The organism is Polynucleobacter sphagniphilus, assembly GCF_029892205.1.
In the GTDB taxonomy this organism is placed as follows: Bacteria; Pseudomonadota; Gammaproteobacteria; order Burkholderiales; family Burkholderiaceae; genus Polynucleobacter; species Polynucleobacter sphagniphilus.
This window is the reverse complement of record NZ_JARXVX010000004.1, coordinates 1-24,825: the sequence shown is the minus strand read 5'-3', so window position 1 is coordinate 24,825 and position 24,825 is coordinate 1. Positions and strand designations below refer to the sequence as shown.

Annotated in this window: 42 protein-coding genes; 8 read left to right on the top strand and 34 right to left on the bottom strand. The window is 45.0% G+C overall.

Annotated elements, in window-relative coordinates; genetic code table 11:
* The first annotated feature begins 243 nt into the window (after nucleotides 1–243).
* The 4 genes from M2125_RS08975 to aroB all read left to right on the top strand — a co-directional run bounded on the left by M2125_RS08975 (nucleotide 244) and on the right by aroB (nucleotide 3,657).
* Nucleotides 244–816 (top strand): hypothetical protein, encoded by a 573-nt coding sequence (locus M2125_RS08975; RefSeq protein ID WP_280742852.1) that lies wholly within the window; start codon nucleotides 244–246, stop codon nucleotides 814–816.
* Between the two features lie 104 nt (nucleotides 817–920).
* Nucleotides 921–2,030: a secretin and TonB N-terminal domain-containing protein gene (locus M2125_RS08970; protein ID WP_280742851.1), complete on the top strand. Its 1,110-nt coding sequence runs from the start codon at nucleotides 921–923 to the stop codon at nucleotides 2,028–2,030.
* 51 nt (nucleotides 2,031–2,081) lie between these two features.
* Entirely contained in the window at nucleotides 2,082–2,567 is a 486-nt protein-coding gene (locus M2125_RS08965) for a shikimate kinase (protein WP_076024568.1), read from the top strand.
* A gap of 7 nt (nucleotides 2,568–2,574) precedes the next feature.
* Complete coding sequence (aroB, locus tag M2125_RS08960; RefSeq protein ID WP_076024567.1) at nucleotides 2,575–3,657, top strand: 3-dehydroquinate synthase; 1,083 nt, start codon at nucleotides 2,575–2,577, stop codon at nucleotides 3,655–3,657.
* Between the two features lie 15 nt (nucleotides 3,658–3,672).
* On the opposite strand, the gene cyaY is transcribed toward aroB, so the two are convergent.
* A complete protein-coding gene (gene cyaY / locus M2125_RS08955; RefSeq protein WP_083657599.1) occupies nucleotides 3,673–4,053 on the bottom strand; it encodes an iron donor protein CyaY in 381 nt (126 codons plus the stop codon).
* A gap of 47 nt (nucleotides 4,054–4,100) precedes the next feature.
* On the opposite strand from cyaY, the gene lptM reads away from it, so the two are divergent.
* On the top strand, nucleotides 4,101–4,289 hold the full coding sequence (gene lptM / locus M2125_RS10960) for an LPS translocon maturation chaperone LptM (protein ID WP_425334241.1): 189 nt from the start codon (nucleotides 4,101–4,103) through the stop codon (nucleotides 4,287–4,289).
* Nucleotides 4,289–5,587 carry a diaminopimelate decarboxylase gene (gene lysA, locus M2125_RS08950; protein WP_076024566.1) on the top strand — a complete coding sequence of 433 codons (1,299 nt, stop codon included), beginning with the start codon at nucleotides 4,289–4,291 and terminating at the stop codon, nucleotides 5,585–5,587. The genes lptM and lysA overlap by 1 nt, the downstream gene beginning before the upstream one ends.
* Before the next feature lie 80 nt (nucleotides 5,588–5,667).
* On the opposite strand, the gene M2125_RS08945 is transcribed toward lysA, so the two are convergent.
* The gene (locus M2125_RS08945; protein WP_277542564.1) at nucleotides 5,668–6,387 is read right to left on the bottom strand and encodes a c-type cytochrome; all 720 of its coding nucleotides are present in this window, start codon (nucleotides 6,385–6,387) and stop codon (nucleotides 5,668–5,670) included.
* A 114-nt stretch (nucleotides 6,388–6,501) separates the two neighbouring features.
* Here M2125_RS08945 and yihA point away from each other — a divergent pair, with 114 nt between their 5' ends.
* Complete coding sequence (gene yihA, locus M2125_RS08940) at nucleotides 6,502–7,167, top strand: ribosome biogenesis GTP-binding protein YihA/YsxC (protein ID WP_076024565.1); 666 nt, start codon at nucleotides 6,502–6,504, stop codon at nucleotides 7,165–7,167.
* Nucleotides 7,151–8,167 carry a porphobilinogen synthase gene (gene hemB / locus M2125_RS08935; RefSeq protein ID WP_076024564.1) on the top strand — a complete coding sequence of 339 codons (1,017 nt, stop codon included), beginning with the start codon at nucleotides 7,151–7,153 and terminating at the stop codon, nucleotides 8,165–8,167. The genes yihA and hemB overlap by 17 nt, the downstream gene beginning before the upstream one ends.
* Before the next feature lie 3 nt (nucleotides 8,168–8,170).
* On the opposite strand, the gene dsbD is transcribed toward hemB, so the two are convergent.
* The 32 genes from dsbD to M2125_RS08775 all read right to left on the bottom strand — a co-directional run.
* A complete protein-coding gene (gene dsbD / locus M2125_RS08930) occupies nucleotides 8,171–9,850 on the bottom strand; it encodes a protein-disulfide reductase DsbD (RefSeq protein ID WP_280742850.1) in 1,680 nt (559 codons plus the stop codon).
* Nucleotides 9,850–10,188 (bottom strand): divalent-cation tolerance protein CutA, encoded by a 339-nt coding sequence (gene cutA / locus M2125_RS08925; RefSeq protein ID WP_277542566.1) that lies wholly within the window; start codon nucleotides 10,186–10,188, stop codon nucleotides 9,850–9,852. The genes dsbD and cutA overlap by 1 nt, the downstream gene beginning before the upstream one ends.
* 69 nt (nucleotides 10,189–10,257) lie before the next feature.
* Nucleotides 10,258–10,650 (bottom strand): 50S ribosomal protein L17, encoded by a 393-nt coding sequence (rplQ, locus tag M2125_RS08920; protein WP_015420256.1) that lies wholly within the window; start codon nucleotides 10,648–10,650, stop codon nucleotides 10,258–10,260.
* 16 nt (nucleotides 10,651–10,666) lie between these two features.
* On the bottom strand, nucleotides 10,667–11,647 hold the full coding sequence (locus tag M2125_RS08915; protein WP_076024562.1) for a DNA-directed RNA polymerase subunit alpha: 981 nt from the start codon (nucleotides 11,645–11,647) through the stop codon (nucleotides 10,667–10,669).
* Between the two features lie 23 nt (nucleotides 11,648–11,670).
* Nucleotides 11,671–12,294 (bottom strand): 30S ribosomal protein S4, encoded by a 624-nt coding sequence (rpsD, locus tag M2125_RS08910; protein ID WP_076024561.1) that lies wholly within the window; start codon nucleotides 12,292–12,294, stop codon nucleotides 11,671–11,673.
* Between the two features lie 115 nt (nucleotides 12,295–12,409).
* Nucleotides 12,410–12,817, bottom strand: coding sequence for a 30S ribosomal protein S11 (gene rpsK, locus M2125_RS08905; protein WP_062307066.1), 408 nt, complete (start codon nucleotides 12,815–12,817; stop codon nucleotides 12,410–12,412).
* Between the two features lie 18 nt (nucleotides 12,818–12,835).
* Nucleotides 12,836–13,201 (bottom strand): 30S ribosomal protein S13, encoded by a 366-nt coding sequence (rpsM, locus tag M2125_RS08900; protein ID WP_076024560.1) that lies wholly within the window; start codon nucleotides 13,199–13,201, stop codon nucleotides 12,836–12,838.
* 24 nt (nucleotides 13,202–13,225) lie between these two features.
* Nucleotides 13,226–13,342: a 50S ribosomal protein L36 gene (rpmJ, locus tag M2125_RS08895; RefSeq protein WP_012357167.1), complete on the bottom strand. Its 117-nt coding sequence runs from the start codon at nucleotides 13,340–13,342 to the stop codon at nucleotides 13,226–13,228.
* 34 nt (nucleotides 13,343–13,376) lie between these two features.
* Nucleotides 13,377–13,595 carry a translation initiation factor IF-1 gene (gene infA, locus M2125_RS08890; protein ID WP_076024559.1) on the bottom strand — a complete coding sequence of 73 codons (219 nt, stop codon included), beginning with the start codon at nucleotides 13,593–13,595 and terminating at the stop codon, nucleotides 13,377–13,379.
* Between the two features lie 4 nt (nucleotides 13,596–13,599).
* Nucleotides 13,600–14,934, bottom strand: a complete 1,335-nt coding sequence (gene secY / locus M2125_RS08885) for a preprotein translocase subunit SecY (RefSeq protein WP_076024558.1) — start codon at nucleotides 14,932–14,934, stop codon at nucleotides 13,600–13,602.
* Nucleotides 14,935–14,945: 11 nt separating this feature from the next.
* The gene (gene rplO / locus M2125_RS08880) at nucleotides 14,946–15,386 is read right to left on the bottom strand and encodes a 50S ribosomal protein L15 (protein ID WP_076024557.1); all 441 of its coding nucleotides are present in this window, start codon (nucleotides 15,384–15,386) and stop codon (nucleotides 14,946–14,948) included.
* Nucleotides 15,387–15,414: 28 nt separating this feature from the next.
* Nucleotides 15,415–15,603, bottom strand: a complete 189-nt coding sequence (gene rpmD / locus M2125_RS08875; protein ID WP_015420249.1) for a 50S ribosomal protein L30 — start codon at nucleotides 15,601–15,603, stop codon at nucleotides 15,415–15,417.
* A gap of 23 nt (nucleotides 15,604–15,626) precedes the next feature.
* A complete protein-coding gene (gene rpsE, locus M2125_RS08870; RefSeq protein WP_015420248.1) occupies nucleotides 15,627–16,145 on the bottom strand; it encodes a 30S ribosomal protein S5 in 519 nt (172 codons plus the stop codon).
* An 18-nt stretch (nucleotides 16,146–16,163) separates the two neighbouring features.
* Nucleotides 16,164–16,517, bottom strand: a complete 354-nt coding sequence (gene rplR, locus M2125_RS08865) for a 50S ribosomal protein L18 (protein WP_076024556.1) — start codon at nucleotides 16,515–16,517, stop codon at nucleotides 16,164–16,166.
* Nucleotides 16,518–16,530: 13 nt separating this feature from the next.
* Entirely contained in the window at nucleotides 16,531–17,064 is a 534-nt protein-coding gene (gene rplF / locus M2125_RS08860; RefSeq protein WP_076024555.1) for a 50S ribosomal protein L6, read from the bottom strand.
* Nucleotides 17,065–17,074: 10 nt separating this feature from the next.
* Nucleotides 17,075–17,470 (bottom strand): 30S ribosomal protein S8, encoded by a 396-nt coding sequence (rpsH, locus tag M2125_RS08855; RefSeq protein WP_076024554.1) that lies wholly within the window; start codon nucleotides 17,468–17,470, stop codon nucleotides 17,075–17,077.
* A gap of 24 nt (nucleotides 17,471–17,494) precedes the next feature.
* Complete coding sequence (gene rpsN / locus M2125_RS08850; protein WP_076024553.1) at nucleotides 17,495–17,800, bottom strand: 30S ribosomal protein S14; 306 nt, start codon at nucleotides 17,798–17,800, stop codon at nucleotides 17,495–17,497.
* A gap of 9 nt (nucleotides 17,801–17,809) precedes the next feature.
* The gene (gene rplE, locus M2125_RS08845; protein WP_076024552.1) at nucleotides 17,810–18,352 is read right to left on the bottom strand and encodes a 50S ribosomal protein L5; all 543 of its coding nucleotides are present in this window, start codon (nucleotides 18,350–18,352) and stop codon (nucleotides 17,810–17,812) included.
* 16 nt (nucleotides 18,353–18,368) lie between these two features.
* Entirely contained in the window at nucleotides 18,369–18,677 is a 309-nt protein-coding gene (gene rplX / locus M2125_RS08840; protein WP_076024551.1) for a 50S ribosomal protein L24, read from the bottom strand.
* A 9-nt stretch (nucleotides 18,678–18,686) separates the two neighbouring features.
* Nucleotides 18,687–19,055: a 50S ribosomal protein L14 gene (gene rplN / locus M2125_RS08835; protein ID WP_011901910.1), complete on the bottom strand. Its 369-nt coding sequence runs from the start codon at nucleotides 19,053–19,055 to the stop codon at nucleotides 18,687–18,689.
* A 186-nt stretch (nucleotides 19,056–19,241) separates the two neighbouring features.
* Nucleotides 19,242–19,511 (bottom strand): 30S ribosomal protein S17, encoded by a 270-nt coding sequence (gene rpsQ / locus M2125_RS08830; RefSeq protein WP_076024550.1) that lies wholly within the window; start codon nucleotides 19,509–19,511, stop codon nucleotides 19,242–19,244.
* A gap of 12 nt (nucleotides 19,512–19,523) precedes the next feature.
* On the bottom strand, nucleotides 19,524–19,718 hold the full coding sequence (gene rpmC, locus M2125_RS08825) for a 50S ribosomal protein L29 (RefSeq protein ID WP_076024549.1): 195 nt from the start codon (nucleotides 19,716–19,718) through the stop codon (nucleotides 19,524–19,526).
* Between the two features lie 13 nt (nucleotides 19,719–19,731).
* Nucleotides 19,732–20,145 carry a 50S ribosomal protein L16 gene (gene rplP, locus M2125_RS08820; RefSeq protein WP_076024548.1) on the bottom strand — a complete coding sequence of 138 codons (414 nt, stop codon included), beginning with the start codon at nucleotides 20,143–20,145 and terminating at the stop codon, nucleotides 19,732–19,734.
* Between the two features lie 2 nt (nucleotides 20,146–20,147).
* Nucleotides 20,148–20,969: a 30S ribosomal protein S3 gene (gene rpsC / locus M2125_RS08815; RefSeq protein ID WP_277542697.1), complete on the bottom strand. Its 822-nt coding sequence runs from the start codon at nucleotides 20,967–20,969 to the stop codon at nucleotides 20,148–20,150.
* An 8-nt stretch (nucleotides 20,970–20,977) separates the two neighbouring features.
* On the bottom strand, nucleotides 20,978–21,310 hold the full coding sequence (rplV, locus tag M2125_RS08810; protein ID WP_198929325.1) for a 50S ribosomal protein L22: 333 nt from the start codon (nucleotides 21,308–21,310) through the stop codon (nucleotides 20,978–20,980).
* Between the two features lie 7 nt (nucleotides 21,311–21,317).
* Nucleotides 21,318–21,596 (bottom strand): 30S ribosomal protein S19, encoded by a 279-nt coding sequence (gene rpsS, locus M2125_RS08805; protein WP_011901904.1) that lies wholly within the window; start codon nucleotides 21,594–21,596, stop codon nucleotides 21,318–21,320.
* Between the two features lie 20 nt (nucleotides 21,597–21,616).
* Entirely contained in the window at nucleotides 21,617–22,447 is an 831-nt protein-coding gene (rplB, locus tag M2125_RS08800) for a 50S ribosomal protein L2 (RefSeq protein ID WP_076024546.1), read from the bottom strand.
* Nucleotides 22,448–22,449: 2 nt separating this feature from the next.
* A complete protein-coding gene (gene rplW / locus M2125_RS08795; protein ID WP_076024545.1) occupies nucleotides 22,450–22,764 on the bottom strand; it encodes a 50S ribosomal protein L23 in 315 nt (104 codons plus the stop codon).
* On the bottom strand, nucleotides 22,761–23,381 hold the full coding sequence (gene rplD, locus M2125_RS08790) for a 50S ribosomal protein L4 (RefSeq protein ID WP_071464439.1): 621 nt from the start codon (nucleotides 23,379–23,381) through the stop codon (nucleotides 22,761–22,763). The genes rplW and rplD overlap by 4 nt, the downstream gene beginning before the upstream one ends.
* Nucleotides 23,382–23,392: 11 nt before the next feature.
* A complete protein-coding gene (gene rplC, locus M2125_RS08785) occupies nucleotides 23,393–24,049 on the bottom strand; it encodes a 50S ribosomal protein L3 (protein WP_076024679.1) in 657 nt (218 codons plus the stop codon).
* 198 nt (nucleotides 24,050–24,247) lie between these two features.
* Nucleotides 24,248–24,559 (bottom strand): 30S ribosomal protein S10, encoded by a 312-nt coding sequence (rpsJ, locus tag M2125_RS08780; protein ID WP_011901899.1) that lies wholly within the window; start codon nucleotides 24,557–24,559, stop codon nucleotides 24,248–24,250.
* 113 nt (nucleotides 24,560–24,672) lie between these two features.
* On the bottom strand, nucleotides 24,673–24,825 hold a 153-nt coding region (locus tag M2125_RS08775; protein ID WP_483414191.1), incomplete at its 5' end, for an EF-Tu C-terminal domain-related protein.

Here is a 24,825-nt window from a genome sequence, read left to right as displayed (position 1 = left end):
TTAGGGGGCTACTTCCCGAAGACGCAAAGGACCCGGGCTCCGAATGAGGTTGGCGTGGTCGCCTATCCGCAGGTCGGATGAACCGCCGATTAAGCGGTGGCTTGTCTTTTGGGGGTAGAGCCATAGAATTGAATTATAGGGGGATATACCCGCTTTTCGGACAGCATTAAAAGCCTTATTTTCTTACTCCCGATTCCACCTTTTCCGATAGCCCAGATTCGAGCAATTCCTAAAAATGTAGGGATGCCCACACGCCATATATCCCCCCAATCTTTCGATGAGATTTTGAGCGACCTAGGAGCTGACCCAGCCATCCCAGACCCCCATGGAATTCGCAAAAATCCGTCTCATCAGGTGCCCCCACCAGATCCAATAAATCATCCCAAACAGGCGCGATGGAGTTCTGTTGATTTTCCAATACAAAGCCCAAAAACCACCCAATTGCTCTTCTTAGCCATCACTATTGGCGGCCTTGCAGCAGCCTTTTTTTTCGCCTTTGAGGCCATGAAAGCCAGTTCAAAGGGGGATATTGAAGGGCTTGAAGCGCAAATTGTGACCCTCAAAAAAGAGCTGGTTTTATTGCGGGAGGATTGGGAGATTAATCAAGAGGACATATATCAGGAAATGGATTTATTAGAAGTAAGTATTCACTCCAATAATATAAAACCCCAAAATATAACCGTCCCTGTCAAATCCACGATACCACCCGAGGAATTGGAATTGCGTCGCTGGCGTTACCTTGGCAGCAGTCAGCAAGGCCACTCCCAGCAGGCATTTTTTCAAACCGGTAAAGGGGTGGTGATGCTCCAAAAATAGGGTCGCGCCCTAGGCGGCTGGAGCATCTCCGATATCCAAAAAGACCTAGTCACACTGTCAAACGAAAAAGGGAAATCAATCGTTTTGAAGAGCTCAAGGAACTAATGAAAGAAACAAAATTTAATTATTTGATAGCCATCCTGGGGTTGGCTTTTTTGCTTATTTTTTCCAGCTCACCTGAGGCTAAGAATTCCGAAGACCAGACCCTCAATCACGGGTCAGTAAGCCTCCAATTTAAGAATATTGAACTTACTGAGTTGCTCCAAATTTTGGCTCAAATAGGCCAAACCAACTTTCTACTGAGCGAGACTATTGGAGGAACAATCTCTGTGAGTCTGAACAACACCAGCTGGCAAGCCGCCCTTCACTCCATTTTGGCCAGCAGGGGTTTGCGCATTGTCCGTAACGGCGATATTTACTGGATTGGCCCGCATTCAGAAATTCAGGCATTTCAGAAATTTCGCAGGGAAGACGCAGCATTGCCATTTGGGGGTGACCATATTAATAGCCCAAGGCAGATATTGATTGAAGCCAGAATAGTGGAGGCTGATGAGCGGTTTGCTAGGGAGCTAGGGCTTAAGCTGGGCTATGAGGCAAATCATATTGGCGCCAATCCAGACCAAAAAATCAATGCTAACCTCGATTTGGCTGGGGCAGGCTTGGGGGGCTTTAATCCTGCCACCTTAGCGGCCACACTGGTAAGCAGAAATGCCAGCAGACTGCTACAAATCGAACTCTCATCGCTCGAATCCGATGGCCAAGGCAAAATTCTCTCAAACCCCCGCATCATGACTGGGGATCAGGTGAAAGCGACCATTGAGCAGGGCACCGAACTTCCTTATCAAACCAGCTCTCAAAATGGTAATAAATTGCAATTTAGAAAGGCCAACTTGCGATTAGAGGTGCTACCAAAAATACACCCGGACGGGAAAATTTCCATGCTGGTTGGCATTAATAAAGATACCGTTGGCATGAAAACAGAGCATGGCTATGCCATAGACACGAAAAATCTCAGTTCGGAGGTAACCGTAGAAAATGGCGGCACAGCAATCATCGGTGGAATTTTTCAAACCACAGAACGAGAAGATGAGGTCAAAATTCCGTTCTTAGGCGATATTCCCTTGATTGGGCAGTTATTTCGCCATAAATCCACACTCCAAGACAAAACTGAGTTGTTGGTTTTCTTAACTCCGACCGTATTAGATAAACCCTAATAAAATCGAGAGGTGAACTCTTCGACGAACAATATCTTTCTTATCGGCCTCATGGGCGCCGGAAAGTCGACCGTCGGAAAATTACTTGCAAAAAAATTAGGTCGGCGCTTTTTAGATGCCGACCATGTTATTGAAGAGCGCTGTGGCGTCAAAATCCCTGTCATTTTTGAAATGGAAGGTGAGGATGGTTTTCGTAAACGGGAAGCACAGGCCATTCAAGAAATTACTGCTCAAACTGACCTTGTACTGGCTACGGGAGGTGGAGCAATTATTCTTCCAGAAAATCGCCAATGTTTAAGTGAGCGTGGGACGGTCATTTACCTCCACGCTAATCCAATAGAACTGTGGCATCGCACTAAAGGGGGGGAAGGACGGCCACTCTTAAAAAATGGGGATGCCAGGAGAATTCTTGAGAGTCTCTATGCGATTCGAGATCCGCTCTATAGAGAAATTGCAGACCATGTGATTGAAACTGGTAAACCAAGCGTTAATCAATTGGTCAACACACTTATCATGCAGCTTGAACTCTCAACCTGAAACATTTATGAAAACACTTGAAGTTGATCTTGGCACTCGCAGTTATCCAATTTACATTGGAGCGGACTTAATTGACCAAAGCGCATTATTTAATGCCTGCGAAAAAGCTAGCTCACTTTTTATTGTTACCAATTCAACGGTTGCTCCACTGTACGCAGAGCGTCTCACCAAGACATTAGAAAAGTTTGGCAAGCCAATTCATAAGATTGTTTTGCCCGACGGCGAGTCCTACAAAGACTGGAAGCACCTTCAACTCATTTTTGATGACTTATTGAAATTCGGCGCCGATCGTCAAACGATGTTAATTGCACTCGGTGGGGGCGTCATTGGCGATATGACGGGATTTGCTGCAGCCAGCTTCATGCGTGGGATTCGCTTTATTCAGGTTCCAACAACCTTACTGGCACAAGTTGATTCATCTGTGGGTGGGAAAACAGGTATTAATCATCCGCTAGGCAAAAACATGATTGGCGCGTTTCATCAACCTGTAGCTGTGATTGCCGATCTCAATACATTGAAAACCTTACCAGCACGCGAGCTTTCAGCTGGACTTGCTGAAGTCATCAAACATGGTGCAATCGCAGATGCTCATTTTCTCGATTGGATTGAGGCTAACGCAAGCGCTTTATTAGCTTGCGATACAAATGCAATGGCTTATGCTGTTCTTCGCTCCTGTGAAATCAAATCAGCAGTTGTGTCAGCTGATGAGCGTGAAGGCGGCATTCGCGCAACACTTAACTTTGGCCATACATTTGGTCATGCCATTGAAGCAGGCATGGGCTATGGTCAATGGCTTCATGGGGAAGCGGTTGGATGCGGAATGGTAATGGGGGCGGAGCTCTCCTATCGCTTAGGGCAAATTAACCAAGCGGAATTCGAGCGACTGAGCAAGATTATTCGCTCGATGAACTTGCCTGTTGAGCCGCCAAAATTTGGCGCCGAGCGATACATAGAATTGATGCAAGTTGACAAGAAAACCGAGGGCGGATCAATTCGCTATGTTCTTTTGGAAAAAATTGGCAAAGCGCAAATTAAGAGCGTTCCAGATGCTCAAGTGATCGAAACTCTCTTGGCCACTGGTGCCGCATAAGTTTGATACTGAAACTTATTTGATTAATGTAATTTTCACTGTTTTGCCAGCTTGAGCGCTAGCAAAGGCAGATAAATCGCTCAAAAGCTCTCGGCCAGTCTTAGTATCAGTCCACAAGGGTTGAGCAACTGTTCCCGCCCAACGATAGTGATAACCACCAGATTTAGCAGCAACCCATATCTCATGCAATGGGGCCTGAGTGTTGACCACAATCACGCTACGATCCTTAAAACGGATATTGACTACGCTCCCACCTTGGCGCTCTACATCTAAATCTAAATCCAGATCATCATCAGCAGCCTCTAGGGCTAGCTCGATTGATTGCAATAAATTGCTCCCTAATTGATGAAATTGCCTGTCATCAATCTGCTCTACGCTTGAGTTATTTAGGTTCATCTTTGAGTCCTGCATGCTATATTCAATCATTCGTTTTAGAGATATTCATGATAGCGATTCTTATTCGATCCCTTGGTTTTATATGCCTAATATCCCTTGCAGGATGTGGGGTTAGGGGTCCACTTTATTTGCCAAATGTGCCGCCAGCACCTGTTCCACCTAGTGAGCCTGAGCCGCAAGGCAAACTCTATCCACCTCAAAACCCTGCTTCCAACACAACTTCTCCGGCCCAGTAATGAAAAGTGCTTCCAACCCCATTCCTAATTTAAGTGGATTTTCAGAGCGAAACGGAAGTTGGTATGCCGAAGAAATCCCCCTTTCTGATTTAGCAAGCCAATTTGGTACGCCCCTCTATATCTACAGCAAAAAGTCACTAACTGAGGCATTTCAAGCCTATGACCGCGCCTGCGTTGACCCAACAGGACATCGACGCGCACGTATTCACTACGCCATGAAGGCAAACAGCAATCTAGCGGTAATTGATTGTTTTAAAAAATTAGGGGCTGGCTTTGACTTAGTTAGCGGCGGTGAATTGGCGCGCGCATTAGCAATCGGTGCAGATCCAAAAAGCTTGGTATTTGCAGGCGTAGGTAAATCTGCTGATGAAATAGCACAAGCACTTCAAGCGGGTGTTAAATGTATTAATGTTGAGTCAATTGCTGAGCTACATCAAATTAATCGCGTAGCGCAACAGCTCAATTGTCGCGCCCCGATTTCCTTGCGCGTCAATCCAGACGTGGATGCCCAAACGCACCCTTACATTTCTACTGGCTTAAAAGGCAATAAATTTGGTATTGCCTATCACGAGGTTTTAAAAACATATCGTGAAGCAGCGCTGCTCTCGCAAATAGATGTTGTCGGAATTGATTGCCATATTGGCTCACAAATTACATCTACCTCCCCTTACTTAGATGCGCTAGACAAAGTGTTGGATCTTGTTGAGCAACTTAAGAAAGAGGGTATTACGATTCATCATTTGGATTTGGGTGGTGGCCTGGGCATTTCTTATGGCTCTGAAACACCTCCCGATATCACTGAATTCACAAACACCTTACTGGACCACGTAGCCAAACGGGGCTTTGCCTATCTGGATGTTGTCCTAGAACCCGGTAGATCCTTGGTGGGTAACGCTGGCGTCCTCTTAACGCAAGTGGAGTACCTAAAGCCGGGCGCTGAAAAGAACTTCTGCATTGTGAATGCTGCCATGACTGAACTAATGCGTCCTGCCTTATATGAGGCTTATCACGCCATTGTTCCAGTGCAAAACAAGAATCTAAAAAGCCTTACTTACGATATTGTTGGGCCAGTATGTGAATCTGGCGACTGGCTTGGCAAAGACCGCACTCTCGGCATAGAAGAAGGCGATCTCTTGGCGATCTTATCAGCGGGTGCTTATGGTTTTGTAATGGCATCTAATTACAACACCAGGCCTAAGCCCGCTGAAATTATGGTCGATGGCGATAAGGCTTACGTCATTCGTAGCCGCGAAAATACACAAGATTTATTTAGTAGTGAAGCACGATTGCCAGACTGAATTCTTTAATTCGTACTTACAAATGAGCAATAAAAAACCCCGCTGTTTTAACGGGGTTTTTGTTTTTCAGGCAAGCTTGATTAATGCAATCCAGCCATGTAATCTGCAACGGCCTTCATTTCTTTATCATTCATTTTTGATGAAATCACTGTCATCTTAGGGGCATTCATGCGAGTGCCTTCACGGAAAGCAATTAATTGAGCATTGGCGTAGTCAGCCCATTGACCAGAAAGACGTGGGTATTGAGAAGGAATACCAGCGCCATTTGGGCTATGACAACCCGCACATGCTGGCACACCCTTGGAGGCAATACCACCGCGATAAATGCTCTGACCCAACTCAATCGTGTCCTTATTTGTAGCAACACCAGGTGATGGCTCTTGCTTACCAAGATAAGCTGCGATATTAGCCATATCTTGTTCTGTTAAAGGCGCTGCCATACCCATCATGACTGCGTTGGCACGAGTGCCTTCTTTAAAGTTTTTAAGCTGCTTCACAATGTACGCAGGGTGCTGAGCAGCCAACTTGGGCCAGGCACCTGAGGCGCTCTTACCGTTTGGACCATGACAGCCCACGCAAGCTACAACACCACGGCTAGCATCTCCATTAGAGTAGAGTGCTTCCCCAGCAGCAGGATCTGTTTTAGGCTTACCCGGTACCACCGCAGCAGCAGCGGGAGCAGCCGCTGGCGCCTCCTCTGCCTGGGCAGCCGAGAAACCAGCACCGATAATAGTGAGAGCTAAAGCCATAAAACCAGCACGAACGCTAGTTAATTTGGAGATTTGAGAGGTTTGACGCATTATGTTTACCTTGGCAAAAATTCCTAAAAGTGTTTGGGCCCTACATTTACAACCTTTTACCCAACACCATGAGATATTTCATGATTTTGCGTGATTTTACAATAGCTTCTCAACATGTCTAAACTCTTTCAAGCCAAATTCGCCACAACGGTCAATGACACCCATTGCCTACCGAGCACACCCTTACGTGAGGTAGCCTTTGCTGGTCGCTCAAATGCAGGCAAATCAAGCGCAATTAATGTCCTTTGCAATCAAAAAAGGCTCGCTTTTGCCAGCAAAACGCCTGGTCGCACCCAACACATCAATTATTTTGGCCTTTTCGCCAAAGATGATCTTTTGGCCTATCTAGTTGACTTGCCTGGTTATGGCTATGCAGCGGTCAATCACGAAACAAAATATCATTGGAATGCTCTTTTAAGCGATTATTTACAAGAGCGGGAGCAATTGGTGGGAATGGTCTTAATTGTGGATGCCAGACGAGGCATTACCGATTTAGATGAACAAATGATTCAATGGTTTGTGCCTACCGGCAAACCCATTCATGTCCTGCTGAGCAAATGTGACAAGCTCAATAAAAGTGAGTGCAAGCATGCTTTAGAAGCTGTCAAGAATCGATTACAGCAATATGATCCAGCCCTGCCGGATGGCACTGGAGACTCAAAACAACTCACTGCACAATTATTTTCAAGCACCAAACGGATTGGGCTTGTCGAAGCGGATAATTTAATTATTAAATGGCTATTTGAATCCGAAACTCAAGAAAATGAAATCACAAGCTAATTCTCTTTTGCATTTTCCGGCCCACCGCCCACGTCGTATGCGTCGGGATGATTGGTCAAGACGCCTGATGCAGGAAAACGTGCTGACTGCTAGCAATCTGATCTACCCCGTTTTTCTTCTTGACGGCGCTCATCAGTCAGAATCAGTTACTTCAATGCCCGGGGTAAATCGTCTCTCATTAGATTTGCTCTTTCCCGTCGCAGAAGAATGTGTTGCTCTGGGCATTCCAGTATTGGCACTATTTCCCGTTATCGATGCAGCTTTAAAAACTCCAGATGGAAAAGAAGCTTGTAATCCGAATGGACTGATTCCGCGAGCAGTTGCTGAACTCAAGAAGCGATTCCCCGAATTAGGAATCATGACCGACGTTGCCCTAGACCCCTACACAAGTCACGGACAAGATGGCGTTCTGGATGCAGATAACCGCATTCTCAATGATGAAACTACTGCTATCTTGGTGGCGCAAGCCCTTACCCAAGCCCAAGCAGGTGTCGATATTGTTGCGCCCTCAGACATGATGGATGGTCGCATTCAAAAAATTCGAGAAGCACTTGAGCAACAGAATTTAATTCATACGCGCATCATGGCCTACTCCGCTAAATTTGCCTCCGCTTTTTATGGGCCATTTCGTGATGCAGTAGGTTCTGCAAAAAATTTAGGTAAGGCCGATAAAAAAACCTATCAAATGGATTCAGCCAATACTGACGAGGCTTTGCGGGAGGTTGCACTAGATATTAATGAGGGCGCTGATATGGTGATGGTCAAGCCTGGTATGCCTTACTTAGATATTGTACGGCGTGTTAAAGATGCATTTGAGTACCCCACTTATGCATACCAAGTAAGTGGCGAATATGCAATGCTCAAAGCGGCCGCACTCAATGGTTGGTTAGATCATGACAGTGTCATGATGGAATCATTACTCGCGTTTAAGCGTGCCGGTGCTGATGGCATCCTCACCTACTTCGCACTTGAGGCAGCACGCCTACTCAAATCGAAGTAATGATTATTTCTCCAATGCCTTTTGTAGGCGTTGGAGAAAACGTTCGGGCGGCATATAGCCAACGATCCGCTGGTTCTTTATCTCTGCTTGCGTATTGGGATCAAACAGCAAAATTCCGGGTGGCCCAAACAAATCAAACCGTTTTAACAGCGCTTGATTATCAGATGTATTTTTAGTGACATCGGCTTGTAGCAAAACAAATCGCCCAAGCTCTTTACTGACCTCTGGATTAAAGAAAGTATTGAGCTCCATTTCTTTACAACTAATACACCAATCAGCATAAAAATCGAGCAGCAATAATTTATTTTCGGCCTTTGCTTTAATCAGCTCACGATCTAAATCCGCAGGGGACTGAATGATGGTGAAGTGAAGGCGCCCCCCAATACTGCGACTAACTTCACCATTAAGCGATTGATCATTTCCTACTAAACCTGTCTTTTGAAAAATCGGTGCAGCGATCCAAAGAGCGGTAGCAACTAATAAAACACCTAAAGCACGCTGCAACCAAACCATCCACATTCCTGTCGATGGAATCAAGATGCGCGCTTCAATGGCAATAAATAAAAGTGGAAGGCCCATGCCTAGCGCCATTACAAAAAGTAAACCTGCGCCCAGGGACATCGAGCCAGTTTGAGCAATAAAGGTCAAAACTCCAGCCAAAGGGGCAGTAATGCATGGGCTAGCTACCAAGGTTGAAATGCCTCCCAAAGCAAACGCCCCGAAAATACTCCCGCCCTTCTGGCGACCGGCTAGGCGGTCAATATGCTGATGCCACGAATGGGGCAGCCTGAGATGATATAGACCAAAAAGGCTGCCAGATAAGCCAATTAAAAGGCAGGCAAAGCTAAATAGGGCTATGGGGCTTTGCAGAACCCGTTGGACACTTCCCCCTAGGGCTGCCATTAGAACCCCAGCAAGGGCGTAAACCAGAGCCATCCCGAGCACATAAGCCATTGCCAATACAGCTGCTCTTGCCTTGGATATGGCCTGATTATTCTGCGTTCCAAAAACTACGCTGGACAAGATAGGCAGCATCGGGAGTACACAAGGGGTAAAAGCCAGCGCCAAACCCAAAACAAAGAAAGCAAAAAATAGATAAGTAGATGAGGTATTTTCTAAAAAATGATTAATGGCATTTATGTCATCTCTTTCGCGCCATAAATCCAGCAGACTTGAGTCAGATGGACTCACCTGAGTACTGAGTGTTGTTGCCTCCAGAGCATCCGGAATAGGAGCAGCCTTCACCCCTGGCCCGGTTAGTAAGAATGTCAATGTCATTGGGGGGTAACAAATTCCCGCTTCTGCACAACCCTGTAGCCCTACTTCAAGATGAATGGGTTGATTTGCCTCATTCTTAACATTGAACAGCACAGTAAATGCCTGCTTATAAATCTGTAATTTTTTCTGAAAGGTCGCATCAAACTTTTCAATACCCTGAGGGAGGGTCGGCGCATAACTCGCTAACTTTTTTTCGTTCGATCCAGCCTTAAACTGTAATGACTGTCGATAAATGTAATAGCCCTTTGCTGGCGAAAGTTCGACTGCGATTTCATTTGAATTCTCCTGCCAAGCAGCCTGCACTACAAAAGCTTTTTCAGGAGCTAAAAAATCAGCGGCGAGCGATTGGCCACAAAGAGTCAGCAATAAAATAATTGCTAATAAGATATTTTGTCTGATTTTCATTATTTTGACTGCAATTCCGCCATCACCCATTGGCCATACTCCAAATCATATTCTGTTGGTTTGACAGCAATAATTTCAGGCAAGTCGTAAGGATGCTCGGTCTTCATAAAAGAACTGATTTCACCCCACTTGTTTGCATTTGTTTTAGCAACAAGAATCACTTCCTTCTCTTCACAAACGGTGCCCTTCCAACGATATATTGAATGAACGCCTTCATGTATTTGGACGCATGCCGCCAATCCTCGCTCGATCAGCTTCCGTGCCATTGCATTTGCATCGCCCAGTACCGCAAAAGAGGTGGTAACGATGATCAGTTCTGTTGATGAAGTCTTTGCCATGGCCTATTTAAACCTGCATGAATGAAAAAAGCCAGACCGAAGCCTGGCTTTTTATAAAACCTTCAAAACTTAAGCTTCTTCAGCTACAGCAGTTTCTTCAACTTCTGGACGATCTACCAATTCTACTAAGGCCATTGGCGCATTATCGCCATGACGGAAGCCGAATTTCAAGATACGCAAGTAGCCACCCGGACGTGTTGCATAACGTGGGCCAAGCTCTGTAAAGAGTTTAGTCACGATATCGCGATCACGAGTGCGGTTAAATGCCAAGCGACGATTAGCTAAGTTATCTTTTTTACCTAAGGTAATCAAGGGCTCAACAACCATACGCAATTCTTTAGCCTTTGGCAAAGTGGTTTTAATCACTTCGTGCTCCAAAAGAGAATTGGACATGTTGCGCAGCATCGCCAAGCGATGTGAAGATGTTCTGTTTAGTTTGCGTAAGCCGTTTCCGTGACGCATGATGCTTCCTTTCTAATTATTTCTCGAGGTTAGCTGGAGGCCAGCTTTCGAGTTTCATGCCAAGACTTAAGCCACGAGCCGCCAATACATCCTTAATTTCATTTAAGGACTTACGACCTAAATTAGGCGTCTTCAACAATTCATTCTCAGTACGTTGAATCAAGTCACCAATGTAGTAGATGTTCTCAGCCTTCAAGCAGTTTGCTGAGCGAACAGTGAGTTCGAGATCATCAACTGGACGCATCAACATTGGATCAACCATTGAAGAGCGGCTTGGTGCGAGTTCACCAGATACTTCACTACTTTCTAGGGCAGCGAATACAACTAGCTGATCAACCAAAATAGTAGCCGCTTGACGAATTGCTTCTTCAGGAGACAACACACCATTTGTTTCGATAGTCATTACTAGACGATCAAGGTCGGTACGTTGCTCAACACGAGCAGATTCAACAGCATAGCTAACACGGCTTACAGGACTAAAAGATGCGTCCAAAACAATACGACCAATAATCTTGGTAGCCTCATCATGGTATTGACGCATATTACCCGGTACATATCCACGGCCTTTTTCAACCTTGATCTGCATGTCTAACTTACCACCAGCAGATAAGTGAGCGATAACATGATCAGGATTAATGATTTCGACATCATGTGGCAAATCAATATCTTTTGCCGTAACAACGCCTGGGCCTTCTTTACGTAAATTGATAGTTACTTCATCACGTGACTGTAATTTAAATACGATGCCTTTGAGGTTCAACAAAAGATTGACTACATCCTCTTGGACTCCGTCTAATGTGGAGTACTCGTGCACTACACCAGCAATCGCCACTTCAGTTGGTGCATAACCAACCATAGAAGACAAGAGAACGCGACGTAATGCATTTCCGAGTGTATGGCCATAGCCACGCTCGAACGGCTCCATTACAACCTTAGCTTGGTTGGCGGTAAGCGCTTCAACAGAAATAATCTTTGGCTTGAGCAAATTTGTTTGCATATTTTTTCCTTGAGAGTGCCTAATTAGCGTGAATACAATTCGACGATCAAACTTTCATTAATTTCACCGCTAATATCTTCGCGGTCAGGCACTTGCTTAAATGTTCCCTCGAGCTTGGCGGCATCAACTGAAACCCAGCCGATTGCAGTCATTTGCTGAACCAAATTGAGTGATTCTGTAATACGAGCTTGTTTCTTGGCCTTCTCACGAATCGCAACAACATCACCAGGTTTCACCTGAATTGATGGAATGTTTACTGGTTGACCATTGAGCAAAATTGCACAGTGGGAAACCAATTGGCGTGCTTCTGCACGTGTAGAGCCGAAACCCATACGATAAACAACGTTATCAAGGCGTGACTCTAGCAACTGAAGCAATGTTTCGCCGGTGTTACCCTTGCGACGCTCTGCTTCTGCAAAGTAACGACGGAATTGACGCTCTAACACGCCATAAATACGCTTAACCTTTTGCTTTTCACGCAATTGATTACCGTAATCGGAGGTTCGTGAACCAGAAGTACGGCCATGTTGACCAGGCTTCGTGTCTAACTTGCACTTGTCTGATAATGCACGACGTGCGCTCTTTAAAAATAAGTCGGTACCTTCCCGACGTGCTAACTTGGCCTTAGGCCCTAAGTAACGTGCCACGATGCTTTCCTTTCTTTGCCGCAGTCTTGCGACCGGCGGTGAGTTCGCCCTTTAAATCAGGCGAACAGTGGGCTTTATAAAAAAATACTAAACTTTGTACTACCGAATCCAGAGATTAAATACGACGACGCTTTGGAGGACGGCAACCATTATGTGGAACTGGGGTGACGTCTTGAATCTCAGTGATTTTGATTCCCAAAGAATTCAATGCGCGAACTGCAGATTCACGACCAGGGCCTGGGCCTTTGATTTGAACTTCCAAATTTTTAATACCACATTCAATTGCCACTTTGCCCGCAACTTCTGCAGCTACCTGAGCAGCAAAAGGAGTGGACTTACGTGAACCCTTGAAACCCTGTCCGCCAGAAGTTGCCCATGAAAGCGCATTGCCCTGACGATCTGTGATCGTAATGATGGTGTTGTTAAAAGAAGCGTGAACGTGTGCAATACCGTCAGCAACGTTCTTTTTAACCTTCTTGCGAGCGCGCTGTGATGCTGCGGAAGCGGATTGTTGTTTTGCCATTTCAATAAACTTTCTTGATTATTTCTTAAGTTGCACGCCAGACTTACGTGGGCCCTTACGGGTACGCGCGTTAGTCTTTGTACGTTGACCACGTACAGGCAAGCCCTTACGATGACGAACACCGCGGTAGCAGCCTAAGTCCATCAAACGCTTGATGCTCATCGTTACTTCACGACGAAGGTCACCTTCAGTAGTAAATTTACCTACTTCATCACGCAACTTTTCCAAGTCGGCATCAGTAAGATCTTTTACTTTTTTGTCTATAGCAACACCTGTCGTTTGACAAATTTTGTGAGCACGGGTTGTGCCAATGCCAAAAATTGCTGTCAAACCGATGACAGTGTGTTGATGATTTGGGATATTTACCCCAGCGATACGTGCCATGAGATTTCCTCTTAATTAACCAGATCAGCCTTGACGCTGCTTATGACGTGCGTCTGAAGAACAGATCACACGCACAACGCGTTTGCGCTTAATGATCTTGCAATTTCTGCAAATACACTTAACGGATGCCAAAACTTTCATAACTCACCTCTTAAAAATATGTACTACTTAATTGTTACTTCGCGCGGAAAATAATTCTTGCGCGCGACAGGTCGTAAGGAGTCATCTCCACCGTCACCTTATCTCCCGGCAAAATACGGATATAGTGCATCCGCATCTTTCCGGAAATGTGCCCCAAAACCACATGTCCGTTTTCAAGTTTTACGCGAAACATTGCATTCGGTAAATTCTCTACAACTTCACCCGCCATCTGAATTACATCGTCTTTAGACATTCAGTTAAGCGCCCATCTTAAAGTTAGCTTTTTTCATCAAAGAGCCGTATTGCTGCTGCATGATGAATGACTGAACTTGAGCCATGAAATCCATTGCAACAACGACAATAATCAACAATGAAGTACCGCCGAAATAGAACGGTACGTTGTACTTCAATACTAAAAATTCAGGTAACAAGCAAACTAGAACCATATAAATAGATCCAGCCAGCGTTAGACGCACCAAAATCTTGTCAATGTAACGAGCCGTTTGATCTCCAGGACGAATACCTGGGACAAAGGCACCACTCTTCTTTAAATTTTCTGCAGTTTCACGGCTATTGAATACCAATGCTGTATAGAAGAAGCAGAAGAAAATAATGGCTGCAGCGTATAAGATTGTGTAAACAGGCTGGCCCGGTGCTAATGTAGCTGCTAAATCTTTGATGATTCTGCTAAAAATGTTCTTTGGCTCGCCAGAAGTAAACCAACCAGCAATCGTTGCAGGAAATAAAATAATCGAAGAAGCAAAAATTGGGGGAATAACACCAGCCATATTTAACTTCAATGGGAAATATGATGACTGCCCGCCATAAATCTTGTTGCCAACTTGACGTTTAGCATAGTTAACCAGTATGCGACGTTGACCGCGCTCTACAAATACAACGAAGTAAGTAACTGCAGCAACAATCACCATGATTAGCATTGCAGAGACGATATTCATGGAGCCTGTGCGAACCAACTCCAAAAGACTGGCTACAGCATTTGGCAAGCCAGACACAATGCCGCCGAAGATGATGATGGAGATACCATTACCTAAACCACGTTCAGTAATTTGCTCGCCTAACCACATCAAGAACATAGTTCCAGTAACTAAGGTCACAACGGTATTTAACTCGAACATCAATCCTGGATTTATTACTAAGCCCGGCTGCGCTTGTAATGCAACAGAGATGCCCAAAGCCTGGAATGTAGCTAGAAATACTGTGCCGTATCGAGTGTACTGAGTAATCTTACGTTGGCCAGCTTGACCTTCTTTTTTCAAAGACTCAAGCGAAGGAACAACAATCGTCATTAACTGCATGATGATTGATGCAGAAATATAGGGCATGATTCCCAGAGCAAAAACAGTAAAGCGAGATAAAGCTCCGCCTGAAAACAGGTTAAACATTCCTAAAATACCGTCTTTTTGACCTGCAAATAATTGAGCAAGCTGGTCTGGGTCAATTCCTGGAACAGGGATATGCGCACCCAAGCGAAACACAAGCAAAGCCAACACTAGGAATACCAAGCGTTGACGTAATTCGCCAAACTTGCCCCCTGATTGAGCTGCGCTATTGTTTGTGGGTGCTAATGCCATTTGTAAACCTATTAAGCCAATTCAACCAATTTGCCGCCAGCAGCTTCAATAGCTGCTTTTGCGCCAGCAGTTGCTGTTAAACCTTTTAAAGTTACAGCAATCTTAAGTTCACCAGTTTTAATTACCTTAACTGCATTAATTTGTTCACCAGCAAAACCATGTGCTTTCAAAATCAACAGATCAACTTCTGGTAAATTGATTTTTGCCAAGTCATTTAAAGTAATTTGGCCAACGTGACGACGTGTCAATGAAACGAATCCACGTTTTGGCAAACGACGATACATAGGCATCTGACCGCCCTCGAATCCAACTTTGTGGAATCCACCGGAACGTGACTTTTGACCTTTGTGACCGCGGCCAGCAGTTTTACCAAGTCCAGAACCAATGCCGCGACCTACGCGACGACGATTTTTCTTGGAGCCCTCTGCGGGTTTAAGTGTATTGAGTTGCATATTCTTTGCCTATGTACTTGCTAGTTAATTAGCCGATGACTTTAACTAGATAAGAAACTTTATTAATCATTCCGCGAACAGCTGGTGTGTCTTCTAATTCTGAAACAGAATTAATACGTCCAAGGCCTAAGCCACGAACAGTTGCACGATGGCTTTCGCGTGTACCGATCAAACTACGCACTAATTGCAGTTTGACTTTAGAGTTTGATGTTGTCATTTATAGATTCCTAATTTGCGGTCTTAGCCGAGAATCTCTTCAACTGATTTACCGCGCTTAGCAGCGATTTCAGAAGGAGTACTCATTTTGCTTAAACCATCAATAGTTGCACGAACCATGTTGTAGGGGTTAGTTGAGCCGAGAGACTTAGCTACAACGTTTGTTACACCCATTACATCAAAAATAGCGCGCATTGGACCGCCGGCAATAACGCCAGTACCGTCTTTAGCAGGAGAAATCATCACACGTGAAGCACCATGCTTACCAATCACGGTATGCTGCAAAGTGCCCTTGCGTAAGGAAACTTTGATCATCTTGCGACGTGCTTCATCCATTGCTTTTTGAACAGCAACAGGAACTTCTTTTGATTTACCCTTACCCATGCCGATGCGACCATCGCCATCGCCAACTACAGTGAGTGCAGCGAAGCCGAGAATACGACCACCCTTAACCACTTTGGTTACACGATTTACAGCGATCATCTTCTCGCGAAGACCATCATCGCGCTCTTCGTTTTGCATCTTTGTTTGCATTTTTGCCATGTTTTTTCCTAAACCCTATTAGAACTTCAGGCCGGCTTCACGCGCAGCTTCAGCTAAGGCCTTGATACGGCCGTGGTAACGATGACCAGAACGATCAAATGCAACATCAACAACACCTGCTTTAACCGCACGCTCAGCAACTAATTTGCCAATTTGTGCAGCCGCATCAGTATTGCCACCGTTTTTGATCGCTTGGCGTAAATCTTTTTCCATAGATGAGGCGGAAGCCAAAACCTTGGTACCGCAAGAGCTATATACCTGCGCAGAAATGTGTGAATTACTACGGATAACTGTTAAGCGATTTGCCAATGCTTCGGCAATGCGAATACGAGTCTGCCGAGCACGTCTTTGTCTGGATTCGTCTTTATTCATTTTCTAATCTCGCTTACTTCTTCTTAGTTTCTTTCAGATGCACAACTTCATCAACATAGCGAACGCCCTTGCCTTTGTAAGGCTCTGGTGAACGATATGCGCGAACTTCAGCTGCGACCTGGCCAACTTGTTGCTTGTTGGAGCCTTTAATGATGATTTCAGTTTGCGTAGGAGTTTCTGCTTTTACACCTTTTGGCAAGTTGTAAATAATGTCGTGTGAGAAACCCAATTGCAATTTCAATGTTTCGCCTTGAGCAGCAGCACGGTATCCAACGCCTACTAAGCTGAGCTTACGCTCAAAGCCAGTAGTAACGCCAACGACCATGTTGTTTACCAATGCACGTGCAGTTCCTGACTGAGCACCAGCTTCTGGTGAATTGTCATTTAAAGTTACTGTTAACACGCCATCTTCTTGCTTTAAGCCAACTGAAGGATGTAAGTTATGTGTCAAAGAACCCAATGGGCCCTTAACAGTAACAGTTGCTCCATTAATATTGATTTCAGCGCCCTTTGGGACTGGAATAGGTGATTTACCAACGCGGGACATATTTCTCTCCTTAAGCGACGTAGCAAATAACTTCACCACCAACACCGTTTGCACGGGCTTTGCGGTCAGTCATAACGCCTTGAGGGGTTGAAATAATAGCAATGCCCAAGCCATTCATTACTTCTGGAATGTCGTGGCGACCCTTATAGATGCGCAGACTTGGTGTTGAAACACGGTCAATACGCTCAATAACAGGACGGCCTGCATAGTATTTGAGTTCAATGTGTAGCACTGGCTTAGCTGCTTCACCTTTGATTTCAAAGTTATCGATATAGCCTTCATCTTGCAAAACTTTTGCAATAGCTACTTTTACTTTTGACGACGGCATGATGACTGCAGGTTTCTGCACTGCTTGCGCATTGCGAATCCGGGTCAACATGTCGGCGATTGGATCGCTGATACTCATGAGTTCTCCTAATTCTTTCGCCGCTTACCAGCTGGCCTTGGTTAAACCGGGGATTTCGCCACGGAAGGCGATTTCACGAATCTTGCTACGGGCCAAACCAAACTTACGGAATGTGCCACGTGGACGACCGGTTAATGAACAACGATTTCTTTGACGAATCGGGCTTGCGTTACGTGGAAGTGCCTGTAGCTTCAAGCGAGCTTCATAGCGCTCTTCTTCACTGCGTGATTGATCTGCAATGATTGCCTTGAGTTCTGCACGCTTTACAGCGTACTTCTCTACAGTTTTTGCGCGCTTGTTTTCGCGCTCAATTAGGGATAGTTTTGCCACGTTAGCCTCTTAATTGCGGAAAGGGAATTTGAACGCTGCTAACAAAGCTTTTGCTTCTTCGTCAGTCTTAGCGGTCGTCGTAATACTGATATTGAGACCACGCAGGGCATCAATCTTGTCGTATTCGATTTCTGGGAAAATGATTTGCTCTTTAACGCCAATGTTGTAATTTCCACGACCGTCAAATGCTTTACCGGAGATACCGCGGAAGTCACGTACTCGTGGCAACGCTACAGTAACAAAACGATCCAAGAATTCGTACATGCGCGCACCGCGCAATGTCACCATGGCACCGATTGGGTAACCTTGACGAATTTTGAAACCTGCAATCGCTTTTTTGGCCTTAGTTACTACTGGCTTTTGGCCTGCAACCTTTGTCAAATCGCCAACTGCATTTTCGATTACTTTTTTATCGTTAACAGCTTCACCAAGACCCATATTCAATGTGATCTTAGTGATGCGAGGAACTTCCATCAAAGACTTGTAACCAAATTTGGTCATTAAATCAGCGATAACTTTTTCTTTGTAATGCTCTTGAAAACGTGTGCTCATAATTTCTCCGTGCCCCTTATGCGCTTAAAGTCGCGCCAGTGGTTTTGAGGAAACGCTGCTTTTTACCGTCAACGAGTTTGATACCAACACGTGATGGTTTGCCGTTACCGTCAACCAAAGCCACATTAGAAATGTGAACAGGCATTGTCTTGTCAATCAGGCCACCGGTTACACCAGCAGCTGGATTAGGCTTAACGCTCTTTTTGTAAATATTCACGCCTTCGATGACTAATTTCTCATCGAGGACAGCTGTAACAGTTCCTTGCTTGCCTTTATCACGACCAGTCAACAAAACTACGGAATCACCTTTACGAATCTTTTTCATATCAGCCTCTTAAATAACTTCTGGGGCGAGAGAAACGATCTTCATGAACTTCTCAGTACGCAATTCACGCGTTACTGGTCCAAAGATACGTGTGCCAATTGGCTCTAACTTAGCGTTGAGCAATACCGCAGCGTTTGCATCGAACTTAATCAATGAACCGTCTGGACGGCGAACACCCTTAGCAGTTCTCACTACTACGGCGTTGTAAATGTCACCTTTTTTTACACGGCCACGTGGAGCAGCGGATTTCACGCTAACTTTGATGACATCACCGATACTGGCGTAACGACGCTTAGAGCCGCCCAATACCTTGATGCACAAAACTTCACTGGCGCCAGTATTATCGGCGACCTGTAATCTACTTTCGGTCTGAATCATTTTTTAATTCCCAACTTATTTGCCATAGGCAAACAGTCTTGGTTCCGTCAATGGGATTTAGCGAAAGCTAAAACCCGGAATTAATGAAAAAACACTGCTTCTCACAATAAAACCAGAGAAGCCTTCTATCATACTACATAAAATAGGGATTTGGCAAGTATTTTTACCAAAATCCCTCATATTTCTTTAAATACCTTTGGACTCTTGAACTAAACGGGTAACAACCCAAGATTTAGTGCGTGAAATTGGCTTAGATTCAGCAATTTCAACGGTATCACCCATCTTGTATTGTCCAGCTTCATCATGAGCATGGTACTTTTTGGACTGTCCTACATACTTGCCATAAAGCGCATGTTTTACTTGGCGCTCAACTAGTACAGTCACAGTTTTTTGCATTTTGTCGCTAACGACACGACCCACGAGGGTGCGGCGCAAGGGTTTAGATAATTCTGTCATATCCCTTTTTCCTTATTTCTGTGCAGTTTTTTGGGTAATGAAAGTCTTCACGCGTGCAATATCGCGCTTATTCTTACCCAATTGGCTGGTATTAGTGAGTTGCTGAGTACCCTTTTGCATACGGAGCTTGAAACCTGTTTTCAAGAGCTCAGTTAATTCTGCGTTTAAGGCAACCAGATCTTTAGTTGCTAATTCTGTCTTTTTCATAATGTCTATCCGATCAACCTAAGTGGCGAATCACGAATGTAGTTTGCAAAGGCAACTTAGCAGCAGCAAGCTTGAAAGCTTCACGCGCCAAAGTCTCATTCACACCATCCATCTCGTACAAAATCTTGCCTGGTTGAATTTCAGCTACGTAGTACTCTGGGTTACCCTTACCGTTACCCATACGAACTTCAGCAGGTTTTTGTGAAATTGGCTTGTCTGGGAAAATACGAATCCAGATACGGCCACCACGTTTAATGTGACGGGTCATTGCGCGACGTGCCGACTCAATTTGACGAGCGGTTAAACGTCCACGGCCGACGGCCTTCAATCCAAAGTCTCCAAAGGCTACAGAACTACCACGTGTTGCAACGCCAGTGTTGCGGCCTTTTTGTTCCTTACGATACTTACGACGCTTTGGTTGTAGCATGCTTACTCTCCTGACTTCTGCGTTTCAGCACTTGCAGCTTCAACGGCTTTAGGGGCACGCTTTACTGCTGGCTTAGTCGCAACTAATGGCTTTGCATCACCGGCAGGCTTACGCGCTGCTGTTTTAGATGGTGCGCGACGTGGCTTTTTCTCATCAGCCACTGGTTCAACAGTAACCGCTGGAGCATCAGCACCACGACCTAATGTATCGCCTTTGTAAACCCAAACTTTTACGCCAATAATGCCGTATGTAGTTTCAGCCTCAGAAGTAGCGTAATCAATATCAGCCTTCAATGTATGAAGTGGTACGCGACCTTCACGATACCATTCACGACGTGCAATTTCAGCACCGTTTAAGCGGCCAGAAGACATGATCTTGATACCTTGTGCACCAAGACGCATTGCATTTTGCATCGCACGCTTCATGGCGCGACGGAACATGATACGTTTTTCGAGCTGTTGAGTAATGGAATCAGCGATCAATTGCGCATCAACTTCAGGCTTACGAATTTCTTCGATATTTACATGGACTGGAACGCCCATACGCTTTTGTAATTCGCGACGGAGAACTTCAATATCCTCGCCTTTTTTACCGATTACAACACCTGGACGTGAGCTATAAATCGTAATACGTGCATTCTTTGCAGGACGCTCGATTACCACTTTGCTAACAGATGCATTCTTTAACTTCTTCTTCAAATAGATGCGGACATCTACGTCCTCTTTGAGCATCTTTGCAAAATCAGTATTGTTTGCATACCACTTAGATGTCCAGTTCTTCGTTACCGAGAGTCGGAATCCGGTGGGGTTTATCTTTTGGCCCATATCTTTCCTTAGTTACTCAAGGTCACGCTAATGTGACAAGTTTGTTTTTCAATTTGATTGCCACGACCCTTGGCGCGCGCTGTAAAGCGCTTCAAGGAAGTGCCCTTATCAACAATAATTGCTGATACCTTGAGCTCGTCAATATCAGCACCTTTATTGTGTTCAGCGTTGGCCACTGCGGACTCAACAACTTTTTTCACAATGAAGGCAGCTTTCTTGGGGCTGAAGTTCAAAATGTTTAATGCGCGAGCAATCGGCAAACCACGGATTTGGTCTGCGACCAAACGTGTCTTTTGCGCAGAAATGCGGGCACCCTTGTGAATAGCTTTAACTTCCATCATCATCCCCTTACTTCTTCGTTACTTTCTTGTCAGCAGCGTGACCTTTGAAAGTACGGGTCAAGGCAAATTCGCCTAACTTATGACCCACCATGTTTTCTGATACATAAACCGGAACGTGCTGACGACCGTTATGAACAGCAATTGTCAGACCAATAAAGTCTGGAAGAATTGTTGAACGGCGTGACCAAGTTTTAATCGGCTTTTTGTCTTTGTTGGCCTGTGCTACTTCAACTTTTTTTACTAAGCTGGCGTCGCAAAAAGGACCTTTTTTAGCTGAACGTGTCATATCTATTTTTCCTTAATCGCTTAACGCTTGTTACGACGTTGAACGATCATTGATGTTGTACGCTTGTTACGACGTGTACGATAACCTTTGGTTGGAGTGCCCCATGGAGATACAGGAACACGGCCTTCGCCAGTCTTACCTTCACCACCACCATGTGGGTGATCTACTGGGTTCATTGCCACACCGCGAACGGTTGGGCGAATACCACGCCAGCGGTTTGCACCAGCTTTACCAATAACACGCAAGCTATGCTCTTCATTGCCAACTTCACCAATGGTTGCGCGGCAGTCGATCAAAATACGACGCACTTCACCAGAGCGCAAACGAACCTGTGCGTAAACACCTTCACGTGCTAGCAATACTGCCGAACCACCAGCTGAACGTGCAATTTGTGCACCTTTACCTGGCAACATTTCAACACAGTGAATCGTGCTACCAACTGGGATATTACGAATTGGTAAATTGTTTCCGGATTTGATTGGAGCTTCTGCGCCACTCATCAAAGCCTGACCAACAGTCATGCCCTTAGCAGCAAGAATATAGCGGCGCTCACCATCAGCAAACACGATCAAAGCAATATTTGCACTGCGGTTTGGATCGTATTCCAAGCGTTCAACTTTTGCTGGAATACCATCTTTGTCGTTGCGTTTGAAATCAACAACGCGATAGTGATGCTTATGACCACCACCCTTGTGACGAGTGGTGATGTGGCCATTATTATTACGACCCGCTTTTTGGAACTGTGGCTCTAACAGAGCTGCAAAAGGTTTACCTTTATGCAGGTCTGGATTTACCACCTTGACCATTGAACGACGACCTGGTGAGGTCGGTTTTGTCTTCATCAAAGGCATGATTAATTCGCCTCCGCTTCAAAGTTAATTTCTTGACCTGGCTTCAAGCTTACGTAGGCCTTCTTAGTGTGATCGCGACGACCCTCAAAACGGCCATAGCGCTTAGGCTTACCCTTTTGATTGACGATTTGGACTGAGTCAACTTGCACTTTAAAGAGCAATTCGACCGCTTGTTTCACATCGCTTTTGTTAGCGTCGCGAGTAACTTGGAATACCACTTGTTCGTTCTTCTCTGCAACCATAGTGGCTTTTTCAGAGATCACTGGTCCAAGCAGAACCTTCATCAAGCTGTGATCGTTTTTACGGACTTGGCTCATTTAAGCAACTCCTCAATTTTTGCAATCGCTGATTTGCTTACCAATACTTTTTTGTATTGAACCAAAGCTAAAGGATCGGCGTGCTGTGGCTCACATACAGCAACTTTATGCAAGTTACGTGATGCCAAGTACAAATTCTCGCTAACTTGATCAACAATAATCAATACAGAGTCCAATCCCATCGCTTTTACTTTGTCAGCTAAAACTTTGGTCTTTGGAGCATCAAGATTAAATTGATCAACCACATTCAAACGACCTTCACGGGCTAACTGAGACAAAATAGATCTCATACCAGCGCGGTACATTTTCTTGTTTACTTTTTGGCTGAAATTCTCTTCTGGAGAATTCGGGAATATACGACCCCCTCCACGCCACAGTGGGGATGAGCTCATACCAGCACGTGCACGACCAGTACCTTTTTGACGCCAAGGTTTCTTGGTTGTGTGCTTAACTTGCTCACGGTCTTTTTGTGCGCGGTTACCGCTACGTGCATTTGCTTGGTAAGCTACAACTACTTGGTGTACCAATGCTTCGTTATATTCGCGTTCGAATACTTCTGGAGAGGCTTGAACACCTGCGCCTAAAGTACCGTTATCCTGGAGAAGCTTAAGTTCCATATTCGCCCTCCTTATTTCTTCTTCAACGGTGTCTTCACCGCTGGAGTAACAATTACTTTACCGCCTGGGGCGCCTGGAATAGCGCCTTTAACCATGATGAGATTGCGTTCTGCATCAATGCGTGCGATGACTAAATTTTGTACAGTACGTGTTTCATCACCAAGGTGGCCGGTCATGCGCTTACCTGGGAATACACGGCCTGGATCTTGTGCCATACCGATGGAACCTGGCACGTTATGTGAACGTGAGTTACCGTGGGAAGCACGACCAGAAGCGAAGTGATGGCGCTTGATAGTACCGGCATAGCCTTTACCAATCGTTACACCCTGCACATCCACTTTTTGGCCAGCAGCAAATGCAGCTTCAGCAGGAATAACTTGACCCGCTGTCATTTCTGCAATTTTTGCTGCATCTAATTGAAATTCGTTGAGTGCATTACCAGCCATCACACCTGCTTTTGCAAAGTGTCCAGCCATAGATTTGGTAACGCGTGTAGCTCTACGTGTCCCATGGGCCAACTGGATAGCGTTATAGCCATCAGTTTCCTGGGTCTTGATTTGAGCAACTCGGTTGTCGCTCACGTCAATTACAGTGACAGGAATTGCTTCCCCTTCGTCCGTAAATAGACGGGTCATGCCGATCTTGCGACCGATTAAGCCTAAGCTCATATTCATGCTCCACGCCGACTTCGATTGGTCGGCAAAATTTAATTTAAGTGATTTACAAGTAAAAGTACTTCTAAATCAATAAGTTATAACGTTTTTAATGCTAATAAAATCAACAATTTCGCCCAATTAAATGAGCGAAGCCTTAGATTCTATCCCGAAAATCCAGTCTTGGCAAGAGCAAAGACTGAAAATACTGAATTACTGCAACTTAATTTCGACGTCTACACCTGCAGGCAGGTCTAATTTCATCAAAGCATCCACTGTTTTCTCTGTGGGATCAACAATATCCATTAAACGCAGATGGGTGCGAATCTCTAATTGATCACGTGATGTTTTGTTTACGTGTGGTGAACGCAAAATATCAAAACGCTCAATACGCGTTGGCAAAGGAACTGGTCCCTTAACAACGGCACCAGTACGCTTAGCTGTATCAACGATTTCAGCAGCCGACTGGTCGATCAAACGGTAATCAAATGCTTTAAGACGAATACGAATTTTTTGGTTTTGCATATTAATTCCAAAGAGCGTTGTGGTGCTGCCACGTTATCAATCTAAAGAGCACGGTGACATCAGCAGCACTGATGTCACCGGTTAGCAAGCCGCTAAATATTTTTTACTACTAATTAAGCCAAAATCTTAGCAACCACGCCGGCGCCAACAGTACGGCCACCTTCACGGATCGCAAAACGTAAACCTTCTTCCATCGCGATAGGAGCGATGAGTTTTACGGTAATTGTGACGTTATCACCAGGCATCACCATTTCTTTGTCTTTTGG

What these genes read in the sequence shown, in the direction of transcription:
- M2125_RS08975 (WP_280742852.1), top strand. Translation starts at nt 244, where the DNA reads ATGCCCACACGCCATATATCCCCCCAATCTTTCGATGAGATTTTGAGC.
- M2125_RS08970 (WP_280742851.1), top strand. Translation starts at nt 921, where the DNA reads ATGAAAGAAACAAAATTTAATTATTTGATAGCCATCCTGGGGTTGGCT.
- M2125_RS08965 (WP_076024568.1), top strand. Translation starts at nt 2,082, where the DNA reads ATGGGCGCCGGAAAGTCGACCGTCGGAAAATTACTTGCAAAAAAATTA.
- aroB (WP_076024567.1), top strand. Translation starts at nt 2,575, where the DNA reads ATGAAAACACTTGAAGTTGATCTTGGCACTCGCAGTTATCCAATTTAC.
- cyaY (WP_083657599.1), bottom strand. Translation starts at nt 4,053, where the DNA reads ATGAACCTAAATAACTCAAGCGTAGAGCAGATTGATGACAGGCAATTT.
- lptM (WP_425334241.1), top strand. Translation starts at nt 4,101, where the DNA reads ATGATAGCGATTCTTATTCGATCCCTTGGTTTTATATGCCTAATATCC.
- lysA (WP_076024566.1), top strand. Translation starts at nt 4,289, where the DNA reads ATGAAAAGTGCTTCCAACCCCATTCCTAATTTAAGTGGATTTTCAGAG.
- M2125_RS08945 (WP_277542564.1), bottom strand. Translation starts at nt 6,387, where the DNA reads ATGCGTCAAACCTCTCAAATCTCCAAATTAACTAGCGTTCGTGCTGGT.
- yihA (WP_076024565.1), top strand. Translation starts at nt 6,502, where the DNA reads ATGTCTAAACTCTTTCAAGCCAAATTCGCCACAACGGTCAATGACACC.
- hemB (WP_076024564.1), top strand. Translation starts at nt 7,151, where the DNA reads ATGAAATCACAAGCTAATTCTCTTTTGCATTTTCCGGCCCACCGCCCA.
- dsbD (WP_280742850.1), bottom strand. Translation starts at nt 9,850, where the DNA reads ATGAAAATCAGACAAAATATCTTATTAGCAATTATTTTATTGCTGACT.
- cutA (WP_277542566.1), bottom strand. Translation starts at nt 10,188, where the DNA reads ATGGCAAAGACTTCATCAACAGAACTGATCATCGTTACCACCTCTTTT.
- rplQ (WP_015420256.1), bottom strand. Translation starts at nt 10,650, where the DNA reads ATGCGTCACGGAAACGGCTTACGCAAACTAAACAGAACATCTTCACAT.
- M2125_RS08915 (WP_076024562.1), bottom strand. Translation starts at nt 11,647, where the DNA reads ATGCAAACAAATTTGCTCAAGCCAAAGATTATTTCTGTTGAAGCGCTT.
- rpsK (WP_062307066.1), bottom strand. Translation starts at nt 12,817, where the DNA reads ATGGCAAAACAACAATCCGCTTCCGCAGCATCACAGCGCGCTCGCAAG.
- rpsM (WP_076024560.1), bottom strand. Translation starts at nt 13,201, where the DNA reads ATGGCACGTATCGCTGGGGTAAATATCCCAAATCATCAACACACTGTC.
- rpmJ (WP_012357167.1), bottom strand. Translation starts at nt 13,342, where the DNA reads ATGAAAGTTTTGGCATCCGTTAAGTGTATTTGCAGAAATTGCAAGATC.
- infA (WP_076024559.1), bottom strand. Translation starts at nt 13,595, where the DNA reads ATGTCTAAAGACGATGTAATTCAGATGGCGGGTGAAGTTGTAGAGAAT.
- secY (WP_076024558.1), bottom strand. Translation starts at nt 14,934, where the DNA reads ATGGCATTAGCACCCACAAACAATAGCGCAGCTCAATCAGGGGGCAAG.
- rplO (WP_076024557.1), bottom strand. Translation starts at nt 15,386, where the DNA reads ATGCAACTCAATACACTTAAACCCGCAGAGGGCTCCAAGAAAAATCGT.
- rpmD (WP_015420249.1), bottom strand. Translation starts at nt 15,603, where the DNA reads ATGACAACATCAAACTCTAAAGTCAAACTGCAATTAGTGCGTAGTTTG.
- rpsE (WP_015420248.1), bottom strand. Translation starts at nt 16,145, where the DNA reads ATGGCAAAAATGCAAACAAAGATGCAAAACGAAGAGCGCGATGATGGT.
- rplR (WP_076024556.1), bottom strand. Translation starts at nt 16,517, where the DNA reads ATGAATAAAGACGAATCCAGACAAAGACGTGCTCGGCAGACTCGTATT.
- rplF (WP_076024555.1), bottom strand. Translation starts at nt 17,064, where the DNA reads ATGTCCCGCGTTGGTAAATCACCTATTCCAGTCCCAAAGGGCGCTGAA.
- rpsH (WP_076024554.1), bottom strand. Translation starts at nt 17,470, where the DNA reads ATGAGTATCAGCGATCCAATCGCCGACATGTTGACCCGGATTCGCAAT.
- rplE (WP_076024552.1), bottom strand. Translation starts at nt 18,352, where the DNA reads ATGAGCACACGTTTTCAAGAGCATTACAAAGAAAAAGTTATCGCTGAT.
- rplX (WP_076024551.1), bottom strand. Translation starts at nt 18,677, where the DNA reads ATGAAAAAGATTCGTAAAGGTGATTCCGTAGTTTTGTTGACTGGTCGT.
- rplN (WP_011901910.1), bottom strand. Translation starts at nt 19,055, where the DNA reads ATGATTCAGACCGAAAGTAGATTACAGGTCGCCGATAATACTGGCGCC.
- rpsQ (WP_076024550.1), bottom strand. Translation starts at nt 19,511, where the DNA reads ATGACAGAATTATCTAAACCCTTGCGCCGCACCCTCGTGGGTCGTGTC.
- rpmC (WP_076024549.1), bottom strand. Translation starts at nt 19,718, where the DNA reads ATGAAAAAGACAGAATTAGCAACTAAAGATCTGGTTGCCTTAAACGCA.
- rplP (WP_076024548.1), bottom strand. Translation starts at nt 20,145, where the DNA reads ATGCTACAACCAAAGCGTCGTAAGTATCGTAAGGAACAAAAAGGCCGC.
- rpsC (WP_277542697.1), bottom strand. Translation starts at nt 20,969, where the DNA reads ATGGGCCAAAAGATAAACCCCACCGGATTCCGACTCTCGGTAACGAAG.
- rplV (WP_198929325.1), bottom strand. Translation starts at nt 21,310, where the DNA reads ATGATGGAAGTTAAAGCTATTCACAAGGGTGCCCGCATTTCTGCGCAA.
- rpsS (WP_011901904.1), bottom strand. Translation starts at nt 21,596, where the DNA reads ATGACACGTTCAGCTAAAAAAGGTCCTTTTTGCGACGCCAGCTTAGTA.
- rplB (WP_076024546.1), bottom strand. Translation starts at nt 22,447, where the DNA reads ATGCCTTTGATGAAGACAAAACCGACCTCACCAGGTCGTCGTTCAATG.
- rplW (WP_076024545.1), bottom strand. Translation starts at nt 22,764, where the DNA reads ATGAGCCAAGTCCGTAAAAACGATCACAGCTTGATGAAGGTTCTGCTT.
- rplD (WP_071464439.1), bottom strand. Translation starts at nt 23,381, where the DNA reads ATGGAACTTAAGCTTCTCCAGGATAACGGTACTTTAGGCGCAGGTGTT.
- rplC (WP_076024679.1), bottom strand. Translation starts at nt 24,049, where the DNA reads ATGAGCTTAGGCTTAATCGGTCGCAAGATCGGCATGACCCGTCTATTT.
- rpsJ (WP_011901899.1), bottom strand. Translation starts at nt 24,559, where the DNA reads ATGCAAAACCAAAAAATTCGTATTCGTCTTAAAGCATTTGATTACCGT.